This window comes from Acinetobacter sp. WA-87 (assembly GCF_039938935.1).
GTDB lineage: Bacteria > Pseudomonadota > Gammaproteobacteria > Pseudomonadales > Moraxellaceae > Acinetobacter > Acinetobacter seifertii.
On record NZ_JBDUVF010000006.1, the window covers coordinates 162,344 to 184,994 of the forward strand.

Annotated in this window: 23 protein-coding genes, 5 tRNA genes, 1 other RNA gene and 1 riboswitch; of the genes, 12 read left to right on the forward strand and 17 right to left on the reverse strand. The window is 38.9% G+C overall.

Annotated features, from left to right (window positions below; translation table 11 throughout):
- Window positions 1-26: 26 nt before the first annotated feature.
- Window positions 27-794 carry a hydroxymethylpyrimidine/phosphomethylpyrimidine kinase gene (locus ABFY81_RS16265; RefSeq protein ID WP_151683573.1) on the reverse strand — a complete coding sequence of 256 codons (768 nt, stop codon included), beginning with the start codon at window positions 792-794 and terminating at the stop codon, window positions 27-29.
- Between the two features lie 97 nt (window positions 795-891).
- Here ABFY81_RS16265 and ABFY81_RS16270 point away from each other — a divergent pair, with 97 nt between their 5' ends.
- Window positions 892-1,566 (forward strand): HAD-IA family hydrolase, encoded by a 675-nt coding sequence (locus tag ABFY81_RS16270; RefSeq protein ID WP_346791221.1) that lies wholly within the window; start codon window positions 892-894, stop codon window positions 1,564-1,566.
- A gap of 58 nt (window positions 1,567-1,624) precedes the next feature.
- Here ABFY81_RS16270 and ribB read toward each other — a convergent pair whose 3' ends face one another.
- The gene (gene ribB, locus ABFY81_RS16275; protein WP_000096535.1) at window positions 1,625-2,284 is read right to left on the reverse strand and encodes a 3,4-dihydroxy-2-butanone-4-phosphate synthase; all 660 of its coding nucleotides are present in this window, start codon (window positions 2,282-2,284) and stop codon (window positions 1,625-1,627) included.
- Window positions 2,285-2,374: 90 nt separating this feature from the next.
- Window positions 2,375-2,524: riboswitch (FMN riboswitch) on the reverse strand.
- Between the two features lie 176 nt (window positions 2,525-2,700).
- Between ribB and ABFY81_RS16280 the strand changes: the two genes are divergently transcribed.
- A complete protein-coding gene (locus tag ABFY81_RS16280; protein ID WP_347914175.1) occupies window positions 2,701-4,482 on the forward strand; it encodes a DUF2157 domain-containing protein in 1,782 nt (593 codons plus the stop codon).
- Window positions 4,482-5,042 (forward strand): GDYXXLXY domain-containing protein, encoded by a 561-nt coding sequence (locus ABFY81_RS16285; protein WP_347914176.1) that lies wholly within the window; start codon window positions 4,482-4,484, stop codon window positions 5,040-5,042. The genes ABFY81_RS16280 and ABFY81_RS16285 overlap by 1 nt, the downstream gene beginning before the upstream one ends.
- Before the next feature lie 52 nt (window positions 5,043-5,094).
- Here ABFY81_RS16285 and panD read toward each other — a convergent pair whose 3' ends face one another.
- The 11 genes from panD to ABFY81_RS16340 form a co-directional block, all read right to left on the reverse strand.
- Window positions 5,095-5,475: an aspartate 1-decarboxylase gene (gene panD, locus ABFY81_RS16290; protein ID WP_004703382.1), complete on the reverse strand. Its 381-nt coding sequence runs from the start codon at window positions 5,473-5,475 to the stop codon at window positions 5,095-5,097.
- Between the two features lie 130 nt (window positions 5,476-5,605).
- Window positions 5,606-6,187, reverse strand: coding sequence for an aminoacyl-tRNA hydrolase (gene pth, locus ABFY81_RS16295; protein ID WP_347914177.1), 582 nt, complete (start codon window positions 6,185-6,187; stop codon window positions 5,606-5,608).
- A 20-nt stretch (window positions 6,188-6,207) separates the two neighbouring features.
- Entirely contained in the window at window positions 6,208-6,504 is a 297-nt protein-coding gene (rplY, locus tag ABFY81_RS16300) for a 50S ribosomal protein L25 (protein ID WP_086496500.1), read from the reverse strand.
- A 97-nt stretch (window positions 6,505-6,601) separates the two neighbouring features.
- Window positions 6,602-7,552 carry a ribose-phosphate pyrophosphokinase gene (locus ABFY81_RS16305; protein ID WP_004703381.1) on the reverse strand — a complete coding sequence of 317 codons (951 nt, stop codon included), beginning with the start codon at window positions 7,550-7,552 and terminating at the stop codon, window positions 6,602-6,604.
- Between the two features lie 36 nt (window positions 7,553-7,588).
- Window positions 7,589-7,663: transfer RNA gene (locus ABFY81_RS16310), tRNA-Gln, on the reverse strand.
- Window positions 7,664-7,755: 92 nt separating this feature from the next.
- Window positions 7,756-7,830, reverse strand: a tRNA-Gln gene (locus tag ABFY81_RS16315).
- A gap of 18 nt (window positions 7,831-7,848) precedes the next feature.
- Window positions 7,849-7,923, reverse strand: a tRNA-Gln gene (locus tag ABFY81_RS16320).
- A 26-nt stretch (window positions 7,924-7,949) separates the two neighbouring features.
- Window positions 7,950-8,024: transfer RNA gene (locus ABFY81_RS16325), tRNA-Gln, on the reverse strand.
- Window positions 8,023-8,856, reverse strand: a complete 834-nt coding sequence (ispE, locus tag ABFY81_RS16330) for a 4-(cytidine 5'-diphospho)-2-C-methyl-D-erythritol kinase (RefSeq protein ID WP_039251580.1) — start codon at window positions 8,854-8,856, stop codon at window positions 8,023-8,025. The genes ABFY81_RS16325 and ispE overlap by 2 nt, the downstream gene beginning before the upstream one ends.
- 18 nt (window positions 8,857-8,874) lie before the next feature.
- A complete protein-coding gene (gene lolB / locus ABFY81_RS16335; RefSeq protein WP_347914179.1) occupies window positions 8,875-9,453 on the reverse strand; it encodes a lipoprotein insertase outer membrane protein LolB in 579 nt (192 codons plus the stop codon).
- A gap of 4 nt (window positions 9,454-9,457) precedes the next feature.
- Entirely contained in the window at window positions 9,458-11,167 is a 1,710-nt protein-coding gene (locus ABFY81_RS16340; RefSeq protein ID WP_174744443.1) for a tetratricopeptide repeat protein, read from the reverse strand.
- 88 nt (window positions 11,168-11,255) lie between these two features.
- On the opposite strand from ABFY81_RS16340, the gene hemA reads away from it, so the two are divergent.
- Window positions 11,256-12,539, forward strand: a complete 1,284-nt coding sequence (gene hemA / locus ABFY81_RS16345) for a glutamyl-tRNA reductase (RefSeq protein WP_077164615.1) — start codon at window positions 11,256-11,258, stop codon at window positions 12,537-12,539.
- On the opposite strand, the gene ABFY81_RS16350 is transcribed toward hemA, so the two are convergent.
- Window positions 12,536-14,401 (reverse strand): DNA primase, encoded by a 1,866-nt coding sequence (locus ABFY81_RS16350; RefSeq protein ID WP_347914180.1) that lies wholly within the window; start codon window positions 14,399-14,401, stop codon window positions 12,536-12,538. The genes hemA and ABFY81_RS16350 overlap by 4 nt on opposite strands.
- Before the next feature lie 158 nt (window positions 14,402-14,559).
- Window positions 14,560-15,678, reverse strand: a complete 1,119-nt coding sequence (locus ABFY81_RS16355) for an outer membrane protein assembly factor BamD (protein ID WP_347914181.1) — start codon at window positions 15,676-15,678, stop codon at window positions 14,560-14,562.
- Between the two features lie 71 nt (window positions 15,679-15,749).
- Here ABFY81_RS16355 and rluD point away from each other — a divergent pair, with 71 nt between their 5' ends.
- The 3 genes from rluD to ABFY81_RS16370 all read left to right on the forward strand — a co-directional run bounded on the left by rluD (window position 15,750) and on the right by ABFY81_RS16370 (window position 18,328).
- Window positions 15,750-16,802 carry a 23S rRNA pseudouridine(1911/1915/1917) synthase RluD gene (rluD, locus tag ABFY81_RS16360; protein ID WP_347914182.1) on the forward strand — a complete coding sequence of 351 codons (1,053 nt, stop codon included), beginning with the start codon at window positions 15,750-15,752 and terminating at the stop codon, window positions 16,800-16,802.
- Window positions 16,803-16,813: 11 nt separating this feature from the next.
- Window positions 16,814-17,551 (forward strand): peptidoglycan editing factor PgeF, encoded by a 738-nt coding sequence (gene pgeF, locus ABFY81_RS16365; RefSeq protein ID WP_347914183.1) that lies wholly within the window; start codon window positions 16,814-16,816, stop codon window positions 17,549-17,551.
- A 225-nt stretch (window positions 17,552-17,776) separates the two neighbouring features.
- Window positions 17,777-18,328, forward strand: a complete 552-nt coding sequence (locus ABFY81_RS16370) for a flavodoxin family protein (protein ID WP_347914184.1) — start codon at window positions 17,777-17,779, stop codon at window positions 18,326-18,328.
- 50 nt (window positions 18,329-18,378) lie between these two features.
- Here the strand turns inward: ABFY81_RS16370 and smpB are convergent, their stop codons facing one another.
- Complete coding sequence (gene smpB, locus ABFY81_RS16375) at window positions 18,379-18,855, reverse strand: SsrA-binding protein SmpB (protein ID WP_004641603.1); 477 nt, start codon at window positions 18,853-18,855, stop codon at window positions 18,379-18,381.
- 135 nt (window positions 18,856-18,990) lie between these two features.
- Here smpB and coaD point away from each other — a divergent pair, with 135 nt between their 5' ends.
- From coaD to ABFY81_RS16400, 5 genes are all read left to right on the forward strand, one after another.
- Window positions 18,991-19,482 carry a pantetheine-phosphate adenylyltransferase gene (coaD, locus tag ABFY81_RS16380; protein WP_004703369.1) on the forward strand — a complete coding sequence of 164 codons (492 nt, stop codon included), beginning with the start codon at window positions 18,991-18,993 and terminating at the stop codon, window positions 19,480-19,482.
- Between the two features lies 1 nt (window position 19,483).
- A complete protein-coding gene (locus tag ABFY81_RS16385) occupies window positions 19,484-19,747 on the forward strand; it encodes a YfhL family 4Fe-4S dicluster ferredoxin (protein WP_004703368.1) in 264 nt (87 codons plus the stop codon).
- Window positions 19,748-19,774: 27 nt separating this feature from the next.
- Window positions 19,775-20,129, forward strand: an RNA gene (gene rnpB / locus ABFY81_RS16390) — RNase P RNA component class A.
- Window positions 20,130-20,193: 64 nt separating this feature from the next.
- A tRNA-Met gene (locus tag ABFY81_RS16395) sits at window positions 20,194-20,270 on the forward strand.
- A 148-nt stretch (window positions 20,271-20,418) separates the two neighbouring features.
- Complete coding sequence (locus ABFY81_RS16400) at window positions 20,419-21,603, forward strand: porin (RefSeq protein ID WP_019456633.1); 1,185 nt, start codon at window positions 20,419-20,421, stop codon at window positions 21,601-21,603.
- A gap of 53 nt (window positions 21,604-21,656) precedes the next feature.
- Here the strand turns inward: ABFY81_RS16400 and ABFY81_RS16405 are convergent, their stop codons facing one another.
- Window positions 21,657-22,637, reverse strand: a complete 981-nt coding sequence (locus tag ABFY81_RS16405; RefSeq protein WP_004710275.1) for a LysR family transcriptional regulator — start codon at window positions 22,635-22,637, stop codon at window positions 21,657-21,659.
- Between the last annotated feature and the right edge of the window lie 14 nt (window positions 22,638-22,651).

Below are 22,651 nucleotides of genomic sequence, written 5' to 3' on the forward strand. Positions count from 1 at the left end.
GCTTAAAGCGCCTTTTTATTTTGTTGTTAAAATCGTTTTGGAATCTTTTGTCCATTGGGTACAGGCGTTTCAGCATTTTTCAAAACACCAAATAGCCATGTTTCTGCATGTTGTACTGCAATTTTTAAAGAATCACCCAAAGCTAAACGACCTGCAATAAAGCTTGCTAATGAACAACCTGAGCCGTGATATTCACCTTCAAGGCGAGGGCAACTACTACTCGCTGCAAGTTCACCATCAATATATAAACTATTTTTAATGAAGTCAGGGGTATCCTCATGACCGCCTTTTACTAATACAGCTTTAGCACCCATTTGAAACAGCTTTTCTGTCGCTTGTTCTAAGTCATCAATACCTGTTAGTGCACGTAATTCGACTGTATTTGGTGTAATAAGAGTCGCTAGGGGAATCAGTTCAACAAATGCTTTAACTAAAGTTGCTTGGTCTCCTAACGAACCACCACTGTTTGCAACTAAAACGGGGTCAAGTACATATTGATAGTCAGGATGAACACGTAAAAATTCAGCAAGTGCAGCAATATTATCTGTGGTGCCAAGCATACCTGACTTAACACATTTAATGGGTAAGTCACCTACCACTGCATTAGCTTGAGCTAGTAATAGTTCTTTTGAGGTTGCTTCAAAGCCAAATACTTGTTGTGAGTTTTGAATGGTAAGAGCGGTACATGCAATTGCTGCATGGGCGCCACTTTGTCCAATCGCTTCAATATCGGCTTGTAAACCTGCACCACCTGAAGGGTCTAAACCCGAGAAACAAAGTACGGTTGGACGCACGGTTATTTCCTTTTCAATTTAAATTTACGTTAGTATAAGAGAGTTTGATTAAACTCTCGACCAATTGAATTAAATACTTTACTGGGCTAATGATTGAATGGCTATAAAACATATTTTGATTGATTTAGATGGAACCTTAACAGACCCAAAAGTTGGTATCCATACTTCAATTCGCTATGCAATGGAAAAACTAGGCTATCCATTGGCTGCCGATTTAGATATTGACTGGACAATTGGTCCACCATTAAAGCCATCACTCGCAAAATTATTAGCTACTCAAGATGATGATTTAGCTGAACAAGCTCTGCTGGCTTATCGTGAGCGTTTCTCGGTCATTGGTTTATTTGAAAATGAAGTATATCCAGCTGTTGCAAAAACGCTTAGCGCTTTAAAAAAAGAAGGATATCGTTTATTTGTTGCTACTGCTAAACCAACGATTTATGCGAAACGAATTTTAGATCATTTTGAATTAAGCCAATATTTTGTACATATTTATGGCAGTGAATTAACGGGTGAGCGGACCAATAAAGCTGAGCTTATTCATTATATTCTTGAGCATGAGCAATTAAACCCAGAAGAGTGTTTAATGGTAGGTGACCGTCAATATGATGTTTTAGGTGCTCGCCACAATGGTATTGAGGCGGTAGCTGTGACTTATGGTTATGGAACACCAGAGGAACTTGCTCAAACACAGCCAAAAGCAATGATTAATCAGTTCTCTGAACTTTTGGACTATGTTGAAGAACTGGCAGCACAAAAGAAAGTTTCTTAAATATAAATAAGTTTTAATTTATAGGTTTGGCTTTGATCTAAAGCCAAACCTTTTTTATTTAAATACCGTGTTGTTGACGGTATTGAACAAGTTCTTCAATCGTAATCACAGTTAAGTGATGAGTTTGCGCATATGCTAAAACTTGAATGCCAGATGCCATAGTGCCATCCGGATTGGTCAATTCACATAACACACCAGCAGGTTTTAGGCCGGCTAATCTTGCTAAATCAATTGTTCCCTCAGTATGACCACGTCGAGTAAGCACGCCACCATGACGTGCACGTAATGGGAAAACGTGACCAGGACGATTTAAGTCGCTTGCAACAGCACCATCTTTAATAGCAGTTTTAATCGTTGTTACACGGTCTTTTGCAGAAACACCAGTGGTAACGCCTTGAGCAGCTTCAATGGTCACTGTAAAAGCAGTATGAAACTGACTTGAGTTTTGAGAAACCATTGGAGGGAGTTCAAGGTGATCGGCTAACTCTTCTGTCAGGCATAAACATACAATACCTGAGCCATCACGAATCATACGTGCCATGGTCTCAACAGTTAGAGTTTCTGCTGCAACAATTAAATCTGCTTCATTTTCACGGTCAAAGTCATCCATAACCAAGACAGGTTTGCCTTGACGGATATCTTCTAATGCTTGTTGAATGCGCTGCTCAGCAGGAGAGAGGGCTGAGAAAAAAAGTTCTGGTTGAATTAAGCTAGACATAATGAAACGCTCTCGTAAAAATACGGTTGAACATTTCAGGACTGATGTAAAAACAGGCTGGTACTGAAATAAAACGGATTTATCCCAGTTCGTCGTCTTCTTTCATCCGGACTATACCGTCGGCTTTGGAGTTTCACCAAATCTGCTCAAATTACACAATTTAAGCTCGTGGGCTTGTTAATCTATTCATAAAATTAACTTTACCACCGGTGGGGAATTACACCCCGCCCTGAAGCGATGGGTTTTATTATAGCGCGCTTGGCAAAATTGGCTAGATGCTTTTGTAGAATGCTAAGTCTCATTATGAATAAGTATTTTCATAAATCGAAATAGGTTTTTTAACAAGAGCTTACTTGTTGGTTTTAAAAGTGAATGCTATGTTTTTTATAGAAAATTATAAATAAAACAGGTTTTTCATGCAGATTAGAGACGATTATCCCTTTAGGAATACTTTATTTGTTCACCATCTCCATATTTTCAGTTATGTATTTATGGCGCTCAGTATTCTGTATTTAATTGCTGCTAATTGGTTGATGCTTCCTGATAGCATTCAACTCATTATTCCACCTGTTATATTGCTTGTCACAGCTTGGGTTAGCATAAACGATACCTTAAGCGAGGGAATACGGCAGACTTTACATGGTACTTGCGGCTTAATGATCGGTTTGAGTTTGGCTGTAATTGGGCAAGTTTATCAAACTGGTGCAGACAGTTATTTACTTTTCTTGATTTGGACTCTGCTTTTATTGCCGTGGCTATATCGACCAAATATTGGAATCTTTGCTTTAATTTGTATTACAAGCCAACTCGCCCTATTTTTATTTTTTAAACAGGCTTTCTGGGCAGAAAAGTTTCCTTATCTTTATCTTTTTGCTCTAAATTTATTAAGTCTTGTCCAGTTCTGGATCTGTCAAAAGAAATATACAGCCTTACGTTTTGTTTTTATTGCTTGGTTTGCTGTTATTTCAATAATAGGGATGATCCAATTTTTATCGAATAAAAATTTACCGTATCTAATTTCCGCTTTCTTTCTAGGCGTTATTGCTTTCTACTATTTCTTTAAAAAGAATGATCAGCTATGTGCCAGTTTAATGGCTGCTGTTCTCGGTGTGACCGCAACAATATGGCTTGTAGATGGTATTAATCATTTATTTAAAGATTCTAATGAGTTCATTTTTTTATTGATTGCGGGCATTATTTTTATTTGGTTTGCACTTATTAGCTACTTCTTAATAAGAATTTTTCGCCAAAGCCGTTTTTATGTCATTCCGTTAGCAATTGGTGCTTGGCTTGCTGGTTTAGCACTTGCAGCATTTACACTCGTATTTTGGGAGACTATTTCTTTAATTATTGGAATCATTTTTGTTGTTATAGCTATAACATTACTGACAAAATCTCAAAGCTATTTCGTTCGGCAATTTGCATATTGTTTATTTGTGAGTGGGCAGACTGCTTTTTTATTCCATCTTGGATCTGAAACAAATCAAATTTTATGGGTGTTGATTGCCCAGATTTTTATTCTATGTATTAGTTATTTTCTTAAGCCTCATTGGTTCTTTATTTTTATTCAAATGCTCGCAACTTATGGAATAGCATTTTTCTATTTATTGCAACTAGACCATTCAATATGGTCAGTAAACTCTGTTCAAACTTATTTTAATTTAACTTTACTTAACTATTTGATCTTTAGCTTAGTACTGCTGATAGGGAATAAAGCAATTGTATCGTATGAGCGGAGTATCTTTTTATGCGTACTTGCTGTGATTTTGGTGAAATCATTCTTTGATAATTTTATAGGGTTAGCATTGCTTGATTCGGCTGATCAGTCATTATGGTTTCTCTATGTCTTACCAAGTCTATGGTTATTGTGCTTTAGTTTTTTTTATCTCTATAGGCAACTTCACAGTATAACTTTTTTTGCTTTTTTAATTTTTGGCATAGTACTTATTGTACTCGGCTATTTTGATGTATTCATTCTATTTGTAATTTTGACATGGGCTTTAAAAAATAAAGATCGCATTGTTTACGGTATTACGCTTCTTGTGTTAGCTACTGTACTTTGGCAACTTTATTACAGTTTGCAATTAAGTTTTCTAGCTAAAAGTGCATCAATCTTGGTGTCAGGAATTATATTGTTGGTTTTATATAGGTTGCTCCTACAAGAAGCTAAGAGCAATTTTGTTGAGGGAGAAAATTAATGAAAAAGTATTTCTCTCTTATTCTTGCAATAGTCACTGTATTAGTTTTTACAGGTTTGGTTGCGAAAAATGAATGGCATCTACATCAGAGTAAAAGTATTTTTATTAAGCTTAAGCCAGTTGACCCTCGCTCTATTTTACAAGGCGACTACATGGCGCTGGCGTATGAATTAAATTTACAATCTTTTAAATCACCATCAGGAAGCGAAGGTAATGCTTTAGATCAAGTGATTTTTAATCATGCCAATATTCCAGCAAAAGTTATTTTAGATTCACAAAATCGAGTAATTCGTACAATTTTAGACACTAATAATTCATCTGCTGGGCAAAGCTTAATTTTAAAAAATCCTGAAAATCGTTTGCAGGCTTTGTACCCAGCTTCTAGAAGCTTCTTATTTGCCGAAGGTCTAGCTCATTGCTATGAAAAAGCAAAATACGCTGAATTTAAGGTAAATATAAAGGGTGAGGCGATTCTGTTCGATTTGCGAGGAGAAGAGCTACAATCTTTAAATTGTAAGCAGCAGCAAAGTTGGTGGAAGGGTGCAGTTAAGAGTTTATAGTGTCTATAAAAAAAGCCCGTATTACGGGCTTTCTTGTTTTTTTAATCTTTAATTAGGCAACTTGTACAGGAATGCAGTTCGCTGTGTGGTTGACTGTATTATTTGGGTTTGCATAGACCAAACGTGGTTTGTGAGCATTTGCTTCAGCTTCTGTGAAATCACCAAACGTAGCAATAATAACTAAATCACCAACATCTGCTTGGTGAGCAGCACCACCGTTTACTGAAATAATGCCAGAGTTGTCTTCACCACGGATCGCGTAAGTTGTGAAGCGCTTGCCATTAGTTACGTTCCAAACGTGGATTTCTTCGTATTCACGAATACCAGCTAAATCCATCAATACGCCATCAATTGCACAAGAACCTTCATAGTGAAGTTCAGCATGGGTTACAACTGCACGGTGAATTTTGCATTTTAATAAACGAGATAGCATGGCTAGCGTCTCCTGAGTAGACCTAAGAAGATCTTATAGTGAAATCTTTTGCCTTTGCCGTTCTGGCAAGGTGGCTGATGCGCATTTTGCTCCTAAAAAAGCAAGATAGCAAGCTTGATTGTTCAACAATTTAAGCTGGTTTATACGCATTAATTTGGTTCATAGCTTGTGATACCTGTCCTTGAACAAGTAACTTCACTTTAGAGAGAGCATGACCAATTGCTCCGTCCATTAAGCTTTGTTCACTGCTTGGTGCTTTTCCAAGTACATGCCCAGAAACTCTTTCTTTTGAACCTGGATGTCCAATACCAATTCGTAAACGATGAAAGTTTGGACCAATATGTGGGACAATATCACGTAAACCGTTATGACCACCGTGCCCACCGCCTGTTTTAAGACGAATTACACCAGGATTCATATCAAGTTCATCATGAGCAATCAGAATTGCTTCAGGAGCAATTTGATAGAATTTTGAGAAAGGAACAACACTTTGACCGGAACGGTTCATATACGTCGTTGGTAGAAGTAAGCGAACATCATGCCCCTCTATATTACCACGACCACTGATTCCGTGAAATTTTGGATCATTTTTTAATGTAATGCCATATTTATCTGCAAGCTGTTCAACGAACCAAAAACCTGCATTATGGCGGGTTTGGGCATATTCTGAACCAGGATTGCCCAAACCAACAATTAGCGAAATATTTGACACTAATTTACGCCTTTAAACACTTATGCGCGTTTGAAGTCAGCGTGCATAGGAGTGTTTTTAGATGGGTGACGTTGTAACGCTTGGATTTTAACGTTTTCAACTTTGTCGCCCACTTTGATTTCTACAACTTCTTCAAAGAAAGCATTGCTTTCTAAAGCTTTTACAAGCTCACGAAGTTCTAAAGTTACACTTACAGGCTCAGCGCTACCGCCGTAGATGATAGCTGGAACTAAAGATTCGCGACGAAGGCGGCGGCTCGCACCTTTCCCTTGTTTGTCTTCAGCACGCGCTTGAGCGTTGAATACGAAGTTTGCCATGAGATAAATCCTCATTAAAGATTAAATAAACTAAACTTGCGACCAGTTTAGTGATAGAAAACCCCAGCCAAAGCCAGGGTTAAGAAAAGCTGCAATATTATAAACTATCGAACATCGCGCTGATAGATTCTTCGTTATTAATACGACGAATCGTTTCAGCAACCATGCTAGCAACAGAAACTTGGCGAATTTTACCTAAGTTTAATGCTTCTTCAGAAAGAGGAATTGTGTCAGTTACAACTAACTCATCAATGACTGAGTTACGTAAGTTCTCAATTGCTTTACCTGAAAGTACAGGGTGAGTTGCATAAGCAACTACACGACGTGCACCAAATTGTTTAAGCGCATCAGCTGCTTTACACAATGTACCAGCAGTATCAACCATGTCATCTACAATAACGCAATCACGATTTTTTACGTCACCAATCAAGTGCATAACTTGCGACTCATTGGCTTTTTGACGACGTTTGTCGATGATTGCTAAATCGATATCACCCATCTGTTTGGCAACAGCACGAGCACGTACTACACCACCAACGTCAGGAGAAACCACCATAAGGTTATCATGCTGTTGTTGACGTAAGTCAGCAAGCAAAGCAGGAGTACCATAGATGTTGTCAACTGGAATATCGAAGAAACCTTGGATTTGGTCAGCATGTAAATCAATCATTACGACACGATCAATACCAACAGTGGTAAGCATGTCTGCAACAACTTTAGCTGTAATCGGCACACGTGCAGAACGTGGGCGACGGTCTTGGCGAGCATAACCAAAATAAGGGATAACAGCGGTAATACGACCAGCACTTGCACGACGCAAAGCATCTGCCATAACCAAGATTTCCATAAGGTTATCATTGGTAGGGGCACAAGTAGGCTGAACGATAAATACGTCTTTACCACGAACATTTTCAGTAATTTCTACTGAAATTTCTCCATCAGAAAAGTGACCGACTGATGCAGCACCTAGAGGGATATGTAAGTGACTTACGACTTTTTGAGCGAACTGTGGATGAGCATTTCCACTAAAAACGACAAGATTGGGCATGAAGCACCCTTGGCGGTTGGTATGTAATGAAGTAGATGGCAGGGGCGGCTGGATTCGAACCAACGGATGCCGAGATCAAAACCCGGTGCCTTACCACTTGGCGACGCCCCTAATGCGGCAGAACTTTAATATTTTTGCAATGCAATGTCAAGGATAATCAACAAAAAGCAAGGCAATTAAGTCTGTCTTTAAAATAAGAAGAATGGCAGGGGCGGCTGGATTCGAACCAACGGATGCCGAGATCAAAACCCGGTGCCTTACCACTTGGCGACGCCCCTAAATTTGATGATATATAATGGCAGGGGCGGCTGGATTCGAACCAACGGATGCCGAGATCAAAACCCGGTGCCTTACCACTTGGCGACGCCCCTAATATAATCATCATTACAGGTGAAATTGGCAGGGGCGGCTGGATTCGAACCAACGGATGCCGAGATCAAAACCCGGTGCCTTACCACTTGGCGACGCCCCTAACTTGTAACCTTAAAATAATTAAGAGGAGATTCTTTTAAACTATTTACCACATAAGCTTTACATGGTGAATGCTTAAGAATGTCATCAATATTCATTTCATTCGTTACTTCAGTAAAAACACAAGCACCTGTACCTGTAAGCTTTGCTTGACCAAACTGATCAAGATATTGCATTGCTTCTTCAACTTCAGGGTATAACTTTCTAGCCAAAGGCTCAAAGTTATTTCCAAAATTAGAAGGTTCTAACTGATAGGCGCAAAATTTAGTGGTCTTAGAGTCTCTTGTCAATGTTTTTTGTGAAAAAAGCAATTGAGTGCTGATAAAACAATCAGGTTTTAAAATAATGAACTGTTTTTGATCTAAGTCTATGAATGATAAATGTTCACCTATGCCTTCAGCCCATGCATTTTTACCATAAATAAAAATAGGAACATCGGCACCGAGCTTTACGCCATAGTCAGCAAGTTCATCCTGACTTAGTCCACATTGCCATAATTGATTTAAAACAATGAGGGTTGTAGCTGCATTAGAGGAACCTCCGCCTAAACCTGCGCCCATTGGAATATTCTTCTCAATTTTGATGTGCAGACCAGAGAGTTTTTTTGCATGTGGTTTAAGTATTTGAGCAGCTTTATAAATCAGATTTTGTTCAAGTTGAACTTCTCCTAAACCTTCAATCTGGATTTCATCTTTATCAATAAGAGAAAAAGTCATCCAGTCATATAAATCAATGAGTTGGAAAATGGTTTGCAGTTCATGATAACCATTTTCACGACGTCCTGTGATATGTAAAAACAGGTTGAGCTTAGCTGGAGAAGGAACTCGAATCATAGATTTAAATAATTAGATTTAACGGTTTTGGATGACCATTGTAATACGGTTTTCTTTATCTTCAGCAAGTGCCTGCTTCAAAACCAGTTTATTAGGCAAAGTTTGTTCGCCATCATAACTAAAATTGACTGTCCAGCCATCTTCGATGAGTTGGCTCACACGATTTGCATTATCTTTGCTAATTTGGGCATTTAAAGTTGCTGGCTTTGCTAAAATCCAACTGGTTAAATGGGTAATTGGTGCTTGCCAACCAGTAGCACGTTCTAAAAGTTCTTCAGGTGATGCGGCTGTAATAAGCCCTGTCTTAGCACTGTTTAAAGTAACCTCACCTGGTTTACCCTGAATTTGTGTCTTTCCGACACCTAAAATACCGCTTAATTCGATATCAAAATTATCTTGTTGCTGAACCCATGTGAAGAATGCACTACCACTTTGCTGTGGGGTACGCACCCCAATTTTACCTTGTAAGTTGAAATGTTTTTCATCTTGCACTTGGTGGGTAACTGCGGGTTTAGGCTGAGTAAAATGCTGACAACCGGTTAAAAATAACACACTTGATCCACAGATCGCTGTGCACAGTTGGGCAAATTTGCTCATATATTTAACTCTTTTTTGCTGATGTAGGTAAAATTAACGCATCAAGCTGGTGTAATTGTGGATCATTCGCGTGCTTTTGTTTCAGTTGTTGTAACACTGCACTAAATTCAGTTAATGATCCTTGCATATACAGTGCTTTAGCGTAACGAATCCCAATATTTATGTTATGACTAAGCTCGTAAGCTTTGCCTAAAGCTTCCGCTGCGCCCTCATAATCATTTTGTAAAAATGCGATATAGCCCAGTGTATCCAAAATCGAAGCTTGTTCTGGTGCATATTCCAATGCTTGTTCAGCATATTGTCGTGCTTCTTTTAATCTACGGTTTTGTAAAGCCAGCGTATATGCATAGGCATTCAGATAGGTCGGACTATTTGGTTCTAACTGCAATAATTGCTTAAGTGTTTTATCAAGTTTATCGCGGTCGGTATAAGGGTCTAATAATAAAACTTCTGCATAGATGAGTTCCGGGTCATCCGGTAAGTTTTTGATTGCTTCATCTAATAAATTTAATGCAGCTTTTTTATTGCCCATTTTCTTTAAAATTTCGGCTTGTGCCTGATAGAGAAAGCTTGCATGCTGTGGATAATTAACTCGTTCTTGAGTTAAAAACCGTAATGCATCATGTAAATTTTCTTGTTTATCATAGATCGCAATTAGATTTCGTCTTGAAACAATGTAGAGGCTACCATCAACTAAACGGTAATAAGCTTTAGCTGTCTCATAGTGCTGTTTTCGTTCAGCATTAATGGCTAAGTAGTAATATGCTTCGTTTTGATATTTTGCAGAGTTTCGTAAATCAACTAAATATTGTTCAGCTTTATCATATTGCTTGAGGTCAATACTGGTTAGACCTGCAATAAATAATGCTTCTTCAGCACGAGGATTACTCTCAATAATTTTTTCTAATTTTTCAAGAGCAAGTTGAGGCTGATTAATCTGAATGAGATAACGGACCTCAGCTAAGCGAATATCTAGATTTTTCTTATATTTACGGCTTGATTTTGCATACCATTTTAAAGCACCTTCTTGATCATTTAGAGCAATTAATAGGTTCGCTTTCATCAAGATAAAGCTGGTTACTTTTGGACGACGGCGTAGCGCACGGTTAATGGTATTTAGAGCAGGTTCTAATTGACCATTTTGTGCCTCTAGATTAGCAATAAGCGCTAAAATAGAAGGATTTTCCTTTTCTGCACTTGAACGTAAAGCCGTTAATAAAACATCTCGGTCTTGTGCATTTTCGGGTGCAATACTCGCCAGAATTTGTTCAAGATCGGCAGTTGGATCAATTTTTAAAATCTTATCTAAAGTTTCGGCAGCAAGCTGGTATTCATGTGTTTTTAATGCAATATGCGATAAATAAAATAAAGCAGGAACATCTTTGGGTTCTTGAACCACCCAATGTGTTGCAACATTTAATGCGGCTTGTAGATCGTTATATTCAAGAGCGACATCTAGTGCACGCTGTTTAATAGTTGTTGAGTTGCTTCTAATCGCAAGCACAGTGTAGTTGTGCAGTGCTGTAGGAATATCGTCGTAAGCTAAAGCAAACTCTGCGACCATACTCTGTTGTAGAGCCTGATCAAATGAATGCACTGCATAGGTCTCTTGCAACGGACGTGCATAGACATATGAGGACATGCTACCTAACAATAAGAATGTGGTAGAATACTGTCTTATCGAAGCACCGTTAAAATTAATACGGCTATTCATTTGACGCAATTTTTATTGATCCAAAGTAATGCTTTTTATGACACCGATGTTGCACAATAGCATAAATTTAGCGAAATGATGATCTGATATGTCTTTCTTTGCATTGGGTGTCAACCATCAAACAGCTTCTGTAGAACTCCGCGAGCAAATTGCTTTCAATGCAGAGCGATTAAGTACTTTGCTTGCCGAGCAACGTTATCACGAGTCTTTAAAAGATTTAGTGGTTGTCTCGACCTGTAACCGTACAGAAGTCTACGCCATGGCGGAAGATGCCGAAAGCCTTCTGAAATGGTTAGCCGACGCCAATAATATTGATGTAAAGCATTTAATTCATCATGTTTATCGTTACGAAAATGCTCAAGCCATCACACATTTAATGCGTGTCGCAAGTGGTTTAGATTCCCTCATGTTGGGTGAGCCACAAATTTTAGGGCAGGTGAAAAGTGCTCTAGCATTGTCTAAAGAAGCGCAGACGGTTTCTCCTGAATTAAATAGCGTGTTTGAATATGCTTTCTACGCAGCTAAACGTGTTCGGTCAGAAACGGCTGTAGGTAGTCATGCAGTTTCAATGGGTTATGCGGTTGCACAATTAGCTTTACAAGTCTTTAGTAAACCTGAAAAGCTCACAGTAATGGTGGTTGCGGCAGGCGAAATGAATAGTCTGGTGGCTAAGCACTTAGCAGAAATGGGTGTTGCCAAGATTATTATTTGTAATCGCAGTCGGGAACGTGCTGACCAGTTAGCACAAGAAATTACACATCAAGTTGAAGTTGAGATTATTGATTTTTCAGCTTTATCAGAAAATCTATATCGTGCTGATGTTGTTTCAAGTTGTACAGGCAGTTTGCATCAAGTGATTGCTTATGCGGATGTCAAAAGTGCATTGAAAAAACGTCGTTATCAGCAAATGTTGATGGTGGATTTAGCAGTACCGCGTGATATTGACCCTAAAGTTGAGTCACTTGATGGAGTCTATTTATACGGGGTCGATGACTTACAAAGCGTAATTGATGAAAACTTGGCTCAACGTCGTCAGGCGGCTGTTGAAGCTGAAGTCATGGTGAATCAATTAGCAACTCAATTGATTACGCATCAAAAAGTCAAAGAAGCGGGAGGTACAATCCATGCTTATCGTCAACATAGTGAGGAAATTAGTCAGCAAGAGCTTACTCATGCCTTGAATACTTTGCACAATGGTGTCAATCCAGAGCAAGTTCTCAAAGAATTTGCCCACCGTTTGACACAAAAGTTAATGCATCCAACCTCTATGTTGTTACGTGAAGCTGCTAAAGCAGAAAGTCCTGATTACTTTGAGTGGTTACAACAGCATTTACAGGATGTATTTGACCATGAGCGAAAGCCTAAAAACTAAGAGAGCAGTCTTAAGCTAATTTGTTTGGTGAGCTCATTGAGTTGTTGTCTTAAGTTTCGTGACTCAACTAATGAAATTTTAGATTTCAGTTTTTGACGTAAATATCTTTCTTGTAAACCCAATGCATATTCTTTAGCAAGTTTATCTGCTACTTCAGGTGCCTGAGTTAATGCCTGAATATTGGTTCTTTGCATAATATCTGCAACTTCATGGCAATAACTGCTACATGCACCTAAAACATAATAAGTCGCTAGCTCTTGGTCATCAGGCAATTCATCAAATATACTATTTAAAATTGCTAATATTTTAGCCAATAATTCATCTTGCGGAATATAGGCACGTAATCCTTCAAAATGAATATAAAGGAAAGGGTGGTGCATCAAAATTGCGACAGCAAAGTCTTCATCTTTCGTTTGAATATTAAATGACAAAGATGCATCGTGACTAACTTGTGGGGTAGAGCGCTTGCCTAAACCTAATTTTTCACGGAAAGATTGGGTTAATAGATAACGGAAGGAACCTTGTTTTGGTAATAACTCTGTGAGTTCTCTTAACTCACCCATGACAAGACTCTTACCTTCAGGCGTACTGATATTATGCTGACCAGTAAGATGAGCGAAAACAAAGTCCGATAGTAACGGAGCTTGGTCTAATAGCTTTTGGAAGTTTTCGAGCCCTTCACGTCGGATTAAGGAGTCTGGATCGTGGTCATTTGGTAATACAAAGAATTTAAGCTCACGACCGTCGTTGAGTAATGGTAATGCAATTTCTAAAGTTCGACGTGCTGCTTTTTGACCAGCAGCATCACCATCAAAGGCAATCGTAATTCTATTATTTTGTTTAAATAAAATATTAAGATGTTCTGTATTACTCGCCGTTCCTAAAGTTGCGACAGCACCAGTAATGCCATATTGCTGTAAAGCAATGACATCCATATATCCTTCAACCATTAACCAGTCATTAGACTTTAATTTTCTACCTTCATATAAACCATAAAGTAATTGGTTTTTATGGAAAACTTCTGAGTCTGGCGAGTTAATGTATTTGGGTTTAATTTCGTCATTGAGCGCACGACCACCAAATCCAACTACACGGCCTTTAGGGTCTCGAATTGGGAAAATCACACGATCGCGTAAAAGGTCAAAATCACGACCACTGTCACTGGAACGAATGAGTCCAAGTTGCTTTAAGCCTTCAATGTCGTAAGGGAAAGCTTTTTCTAAATGTTGCCAGTCTTCTGGAGCATAACCTAAACGCCAGAATTGAATTGTTTGGTCGGTTAGACCGCGTTGTTTAAAGTACTTTTTAGCTTTTTGACTTGTAGGTAGTTGGTGCTCGTAAAATTGAGCAATATTTTCCAAAAGGTCGTATAAATTACCCTCTTGTACAGGTTCATCAAAACTAAATGGCTGTTCGAACTGTGCAAAAGGATCATCAAAATATACTGGTTCAAGCGTATTGTACTGATCATCTATAGGGGCTTGAGTATTTGGTTCTACAACTGGTTTTGCTGGAACTGGTGGTTTGGTAACTTGGCGTGTATAAGACAGTTTTTTATTATCAGTATTGTCTTTGGGTAATTCGATACCCGCATTACTCGATAATTCCTTCATCACATCGATAAAGTTTCGGTTATCAATATCCATTAAGAAGCGAATGGCATTACCGTTTGCTTGGCAGCCGAAGCAGTGATAGTACTGTTTATCGCGATAAACATGGAATGATGGAGTTTTCTCTTGATGAAAAGGGCAACAACCAGAATATGTTCGTCCGGTCTTTTTCAATTTCACACGTTGACCGATCAGATCGACAATATCTGTGCGATCTAGAATCTGATCAATCGTATGCTGTGGAATTGCCATAATTCAGATAACCGTGTTTAAACTAATGATGCGATAGGTCAGATTATTCTGACATGATGAAACGAGATATGCCCGATAAATATTTTACTATTTTATAAAAACAAACAGGCAAGTCATATCACTTGCCTGTTTGTTGGTTATTTTTAAGCTGTTATTGCTTATTGAGCAGCGTCGCCAGCTTCAGTCGAAGATTCTGCTGGTGCAGTTGTTGCACCTTCTGCTGCTTTTTCTGGTTTATCAAGTAAACCGAAGCTTAAACGGTTAGTCCAACTGCGTTCAGTTTTTGGAGTCTCAACTGGTGCTTGGGTTGTTTCTTGAGTTTCTTCTTTAGCTGAACTACCCATTAAGCCAAAGCTTACACGGTTAAGTAGACTGCGTTTTGGTTCAACTGGAGTAGCTGTTTCAGCCGCTACAGATTTAGATTCGCGACCAAGAATACCTAAGGTAGCACGGTTAATCCAGTTGCCTTCTTTACGCGCAGCGCGCATATTTACCGTACCATTTTTATTAACAAGGCTAGGATAATTAAGCTTCAACACTTCGATGTATTGTTGTGAAGTTGCTTTATCACCCAGTTGGTCATAGCTATATGCCAAAGTTGCTAGGGCTTCTGGCACTTGAGGTGTTTGTGGGTAGTGTTCAATTACCCATTGCGAACGCTCAGCCGCTGCAACCCATGCTTTACGTTTAACGTTAAAGCGAGCAGTATTCATTTCACTTTCAGCAAGCTCTTGACCAATAAACTTCATACGCTGTGCTGCATCGACAGAATATTGGCTGCTTGGGAAGCGGCGAATCAGGTCAACGAAGTTTTGATAAGCAACTTTTAAATAACTGATGTCACGATGAGATTGTTGCAAAGATGTGTAACGCAACAAGCTATCATAGTTCAGTTCCATGTTAGATACGCCACGAACGTAGTAAGCATAATCTACATTTGGATGTTGAGGATTTAAACGAATAAAGCGTTCAGCTAAAGCAATCGCGCCTTCATAATCTTTTTGTTTAAATTTTGAATAGAGAAGTTCAAGTTGTGCTTGTTGTGCGTATTGTCCAGTTGGATAATAGGTATCAATCGCTTCTAAAGATTTAGCAGCGTCAAGATATTGCCCACGATCAAGAGATTTTTGAGCTTTGTCAAAATACGCTTGTTCACTAGATTGAGGCCCAGTATCGACCACTTCTTTTTTACTTGGATTGCTGCTACAGCCCACAAATGCAGACGCTAAACCTAAAGATAGGGCAAGCATCGTAATTTTATAACGTGGTAGCGACATAAAAACTCCTCTGTTATGTTGGGCAATGAGCTACAATTGCGCTATTAAACCACTTTTATCTCAATGATCAAATGACTTCAGCACAATCTTCAAACACAAACTTCTCTGAAACTGACTTCAATTTACTTGAAGATTCTGAGGATGCAGATAACCATACTTCTGATACAACTGCAACACGTTTATCGTTGCAAGTTCAGTTGGATGAAAGCTACTTAGGGCAACGTATCGACCAAGTTGCAGCTATGGTGTGGAGTGAGTTCTCCCGCGAAAAACTGAAACAATGGATGAAGGAAGGTCATCTGTTGGTAAATGGTAACATCGTAAAACCTAAATATCGTTGTGAGGGTATTGAAACCCTAACTTTAAATGTTGAGCTAGAACCACAGACGACCAGTCAGCCTGAAAATATCCCACTTGATATTGTTTATGAAGATGAAGATATTTTAGTTATTAATAAACCAGTCGGTATGGTGGTACATCCTGGAGCGGGTAATAGTTCAGGAACTTTAGTGAATGCATTACTTTACCATTTCCCAAAACTGGCAGAGCTTTCACGTGCTGGTTTAGTACATCGTATTGATAAAGATACGAGTGGTTTATTAGTTGTTGCAAAAACGTTAGAAGCCCAATTTTCTTTAAGTAAGCAGTTGGCAAATAAATCGGTTTACCGTTTATATGACTTAGTTGTTTATGGAAATATCATTGCTGGCGGTACGATTGATGAGCCGATTAAACGTCATCCGGTAGACCGTGTGAAAATGGCGATTTTACCGGGCGGACGCGATGCAGTGACTCACTACAATGTAAAAGAACGTTTTAAAGACTTCACTCGTGTGCAAGCGCGTCTAGAAACAGGACGAACACATCAGATTCGTGTGCACTTTAGCTATATTGGTTATGGCTTGATTGGTGATCAGGTTTATATGAACCGTGTACGTGTGCCTACTGGTGCATCTGAATTACTCATTGAAACTTTACGTGGTTTTAAACGTCAAGCATTACATGCAGCTAAATTAGGTTTGAAACATCCGCGTACTGGTGAAGAGATGCAATTTGAAGCGCCGTGGCCTGAAGATTTTACTCAGTTAGTAAATGTGTTACGTTCAGAAAACGCAGCCTACTAAGGAACTGAATTATGGAATTTGTTCAAGGTTTACCACAAGGTGTTTTTATAGGGCAGACGCGTATTCAACATCCTTTGGCATTGCCAACGAACCAAACTGAATTAACGGGTTTTAATCTTGCTTTGCATGTTAAAGATGATGCTGGACGCGTTCAGCAGCATCGAATGATGCTTTTAGATGAGTTTGCTCAGTTTGGCGTTAAGAAAATGACATGGATGACCCAAACACATAGCACAATTTGTCATACGGTAAATGAACAAATTCCCTTTACGGCATTAATAGGTGATGGCTTGGTTACTCAAACCAAAGGCCATGCATTAATGATGATGACTGCAGATTGTTTACCTGTGGTACTTGGCAATGCAGAGGGCACTGAAGTCGCTAACTTACATGCAGGATGGCGAGGTTTGGCAGGTGGCATTATTGAAAATACAGTTGCTGCAATGCAAAGCCCTCCAACTTGGGCGTGGTTAGGAGCTGCGATTAGTCAACCTTGTTTTGAAATTGGAGCCGAAGTAAAAACTGCTTTTTGTAGTAAATATCCTGAATTAGAAACTGCATTTATTGATGGAGCAGCTCCAGATAAATTTCATGCAGATTTATACGCGATTGCTAGCTTTATTTTGCAAAGACTGGGTGTTAAACAAGTTTTAGGTGGAGACCAGTGCTCGTATCAACAGCAAGATGAGTATTTCTCTTACCGCCGTGATGCTAAAACGGGTCGTATGGCAACTTTTGTATTTATGTAGTTTATAAAAATCAAAATTCACTTTAAGAAAGTGCGATTGTGTTGTGATATCAATCTCTTATGTTATTTAGACTTTTAAATAATATAGGAGATTTTTTTATTTTTGGAATTTTAATATTGACTCAAATAAGCCGTTAAAAAGCTAATTTTTGATATTCACAGATCGTGGTTTAGCAAGTTTTAATAAAATGCTAAAATACAAAAAATCGCTCAAATTATTAAACTTATGTCTTTGCCTGAAAAACATCTCTCTATTGTCTATCACAGCCCTTATGGCCACACTGCAAAGGTAGCTTCTGCTATTGGTGCTGGAGCGGAAGTGATGGGCATTAAAGTACATGTGATGAATATTGAGCACATTGACTGGGATGTTTTAGACGCTTCACAGGGAATTATTTTTGGCTCGCCAACCTATATGGGCAGTGTAACTGCTGATTTTAAAAAGTTTATGGATAGCACATCCAAACGCTGGAAAAATCGGTCATGGCAAGGTAAGTTGGCTGCTGGTTTTGCAAATTCGGGTGGTTTGAGTGGTGATAAGCTTGCAGTTTTGCAGCAGCTTAATATTTTTGCCATGCAGCACGGCATGCTATGGTCTGGTTTGCCTTTAATGACAACTGGTCATACTGAAACTGATTTAAACCGTTTATCAAGTTGTTTGGGCTTAATGACACAGTCAGATAACGCACCTGTTGAGATTACCCCGCCACAAGGTGATTTAGATACTGCTAAATGGTTTGGTGAATATATCGCTGGTCTTTTATATAGATTAAATTAAGTGAATCATGCGATATAAAAAAAGCCTCTAAAAGAGGCTTTTTTACTAAATTATTTATGAAATATACGGGCTTTATCACGCTGCCAGTCGCGGTCTTTTTCAGTCGCACGTTTGTCGTGAAGCTGTTTACCCTTCACAAGCGCAATTTCCAGCTTAACTAAATGACCTTTCCAGTAACACGCCAAAGGAACGCATGAGTAACCTTTTTGGTTAACTGCACCCATGAGGTGTTCAAGCTGACGTCGAGAGAGCAATAACTTACGAGTACGTGTTGCTTCAGGAACAACATGGGTCGAAGCCGATAATAAAGGCTGAATTTGTGAGCCAAGTAAAAATGCTTCGCCATTTTTGAAAATGACATAACTTTCTGTCAAAGTCATACGCCCAGCACGTAAGGATTTCACTTCCCAACCTTGAAGTGACATGCCTGCTTCAAATTTTTCTTCGATAAAATAATCATGACGGGCACGTTTGTTTTGTGCGATGGTTCCGCCATTATGTTTCTTTACTACTGTTGCTTTCGCCATAATTCAAACTTCCACAATTGCCTCTATTGTGCCGTAAACTGATGCCAAGGTGAAGTTTTTTCCCACATATCAATATTTCGCCTCATGTATAACTTTTGCTAAAATAGGCGCACAATACAATTAGAGTACTAGCGGATGTCTAAAACGCGTGTAATTTATCCTGGAACATTTGACCCTATCACAAATGGGCACGTTGATTTAGTTACTAGAGCATCAAGAATGTTTGATGAGGTCGTAGTAGCTATTGCAATTGGACATCATAAGAACCCTTTGTTCAGTCTAGAAGAGAGAGTTGCACTGGCACAATCATCATTAGGTCATCTATCAAATGTTGAGTTTGTAGGTTTTGATGGCTTACTGGTTAATTTTTTCAAAGAACAAAAGGCTACAGCGGTACTTCGCGGTTTAAGAGCAGTTTCTGATTTTGAATATGAGTTTCAATTGGCTAATATGAATCGCCAGTTGGACCCACATTTCGAAGCAGTGTTCTTAACACCTTCTGAACAGTATTCTTTTATTTCTTCGACGTTGATTCGAGAAATTGCACGCTTAAGAGGTGATGTAACCAAGTTTGTTCCGCAAGCTGTGGTTGAAGCTTTTGAACGGAAACATCAACAAGGTTGGTAAAGTGTCGTTATATATCACCGATGAGTGCATAAACTGTGATGTTTGTGAACCAGTTTGCCCAAATGAAGCTATTTTTATGGGTGAAGTGATTTATGAAATTCATCCAGATTTATGTACAGAGTGCGTTGGTCACCATGACCAACCACAGTGTCAATTATTTTGTCCAGTAGACTGTATTCCTAAAGATCCGCAGCATGAGGAGACGGAAGAACAGCTATTAGACAAATATAAAAGATTAATTGCTCAAAAAAGCACAAGCAATTAGTGAATAAATTTGTTAATATGCGCCCCTGAAGTGAGCTGGATGGTCGCTGCTGTGGAGGTCTTCGTGACTGAAGCAGGAGAGGAAAGTCCGGGCTTCATAGGGCAGGGTGCCAGGTAACGCCTGGGCGGTGAAAGCCGACGGAAAGTGCAGCAGAGAGTAGACCGCCTCATTCGTGAGGTAAGGGTGAAAGGGTGCGGTAAGAGCGCACCGCGTGTCTGGTAACAGTTCACGGCATGGCAAACCCCACCAGAAGCAAGACCAAATAGGAATCCTAGGTGCGGCCCGTACTGGATTCGGGTAGGTCGCTTGAGCGTATGAGTGATTGTACGCCTAGAGGAATGACCATCCTCGACAGAACCCGGCTTATAGGCTCACTTCACCTCATTTTATTTAAAATTTTTCTTGACGCGCGGTAAAGAAGCTAAGATAATGCGCGCACAGTTTACGGCTATGTAGCTCAGTTGGTTAGAGCACCGCACTCATAATGCGGGGGTCACAAGTTCAAGTCTCGTCATAGCCACCATTTTACAGACCACGCTCCTGCGTGGTCTTTTTTTATGCTCATTTTTTGATTAAACACAGTTTGTAAAGACCGACTTTATAGTTCTGGCATTGTTTGTCTAACTCAATTTCTTCATGTTCTTATAACACTTAACAAGGATGTTGAAGACATGAAAAGGTCATTATTATTTTTAGGAATTTTGAGTTTATCTGCGGGAGTACAAGTCTCTGCGGCTGATTTGAGTTGGGGTGATCCAACTTTAGATTCGGGGCAGTTTAAAGTGTCTGGTGCGGTACGTTCCCGTTATTTACATAAGGACTATGTGGTTGGGGCGAATGAGGGTTCTCAAAATGATGACTGGCGACTCACAGATATTAAATTAGTTTTGGGTTATGAAAATCCAGATTGGATTGCAGGTCTAGATGCCCGTTGTTACCAATATAATCGTTTGTGTGATGCAATTTTCCTAAAAAAAGCATGGGCAGGCTATAAGCTATCTGACCAGCAAAGAATTACGGTAGGTTTACAGCCTGTTGATTTTGGCTTTGGCGAATTTTGGGGAAGTAGTTATTACGAGACGCTTTTAAATACCGTTGGTTTAGAAGATATTGATAATTTAGGTATTAAATATAAATTTGCAGATGACAAATACAATTTGACCTTAGGTTTCTATCCAACAGATGGAGGAAATTATAAGGGAACGTCAAAAAACTCAAGCCGTTACAGTGGTAATTTTGTTGAGGCAGATGATTTGTCTAATGGCACCAATATTGAAGAAAAAAATATGTGGATTGGCCGAGCATCTAGAAAATTTGAAATTGATAAGACTCAAAATTTTTCGACTGAGCTAGGTGGGTCAGCTTGGTATTCTGATTTAGAAAATAAAAGAACAAATATAGATGGACACCGTAAATCTTGGAACGTTTTTGCTCAAACCCAATATCAAGCATGGCAATGGATGTTCTTGGCAGGTAAGCAAGATGTGACCAATGGGGATGATTTATTACCAAATAGTTCAACTATTGGTGCATTCGACTATCCATATCAAGTAGCGAATAAGGGTAAGTATTTGGTTAATGAAATTAATTACACCTTCGCTCAGCCATTTCATCAACTTACCAATATTAAGCCTTATGTTTCTCATAGTCGCTTTTTCAAAGATGAGGAAGGCTATAAAGACTCTGAACGCTTAATAGCAGGCGTTTATTTTAATTACAAAGCCATTGGTATTCAGGGTGAATATATTATGAGTAAAAATGATCCAATGGTAGGAGGTGGGGCAAATGGCCTTGCACAAGGTAGCAGTAATGATTGGGATAAATTGTTTTATCTTTCAATTGGATATTATTTCTAAAATTTAAGAGTAATTTATTGCCCTAAGTGAATGGTGTTCATTTAGGGCTTTTTTTATAGAAAGACTTTTTCAGGTGGAGGTTCACGTTTGACGGCTGGTGAAATGAGTTGTCCACGATTTAGGTTTTGCACATGTTGCAAGCGATTAAGTAATTCATTTTGAATAAACAAAATACAGGTTTGCAGTTTGGAAGAACTTTTGAGTCGAGAGGGATAGACTGCCCAGACGTCTGCATCTTGCCAATATTCAGGCAAAATATGCTGAAGTTGGCCAGTAATCAATTCGTCTGCAACATCCCAAATTGACCGGAAAATAATACCGTGACCTTCTATAGCAAGTTGATGAATAATTTCGCCGTTATTCGAAACAAAACGTGGTTTGATATGCACTGAGACATCTTCAGAAGCATGCCTAAATTTCCATAGCACAGATGATTGATCACGCTCACTAATCGTTAAACAATCATGTGTTTGCAAATCTTCAATACTGTCTGGTACGCCGTGTTTAAGTAAATAACTAGGCGCTGCACATAAAATTCGAAAATTAGAAGCTAACTTCTTCGCAATCATGTTTGGCGCAATTTCATTACCAATTCTGATGTCTAAATCAATACTGTGCTGAATAAGGTCTTTGGTATTGTCGATGGTGTCAAAATGTATTTGAAGCTTTGGATAAAGCATCATTAATTTAGACAGAATTGGGGCGATATGTTTTCTACCAAAACCAAAGCTACTAATAATATCCATACGACCCGTAGGTGTACTGAGCGGGTTATTGACCAGTTCACAAACTTCATCAAATTCTTCAAGAATATTTGAAACTCTCTCAAGAATAAGTTTCCCATCTTCCGTCAAGCTAACGTGACGTGTACTGCGATGAAAAAGTTTGCAGCTTAATGTGTTTTCTAAAATATTAATTCGCTTGCTAATAAAAGCTGGCGATGTCCCAAGTTCTTCAGCAGATTCGACAAAACTTTTTAGTTTGGCGACTGTGCAAAAAACCTTTAAATCCGATAGGTTAGGTAGATTATTCACGATCCGTGTCCATT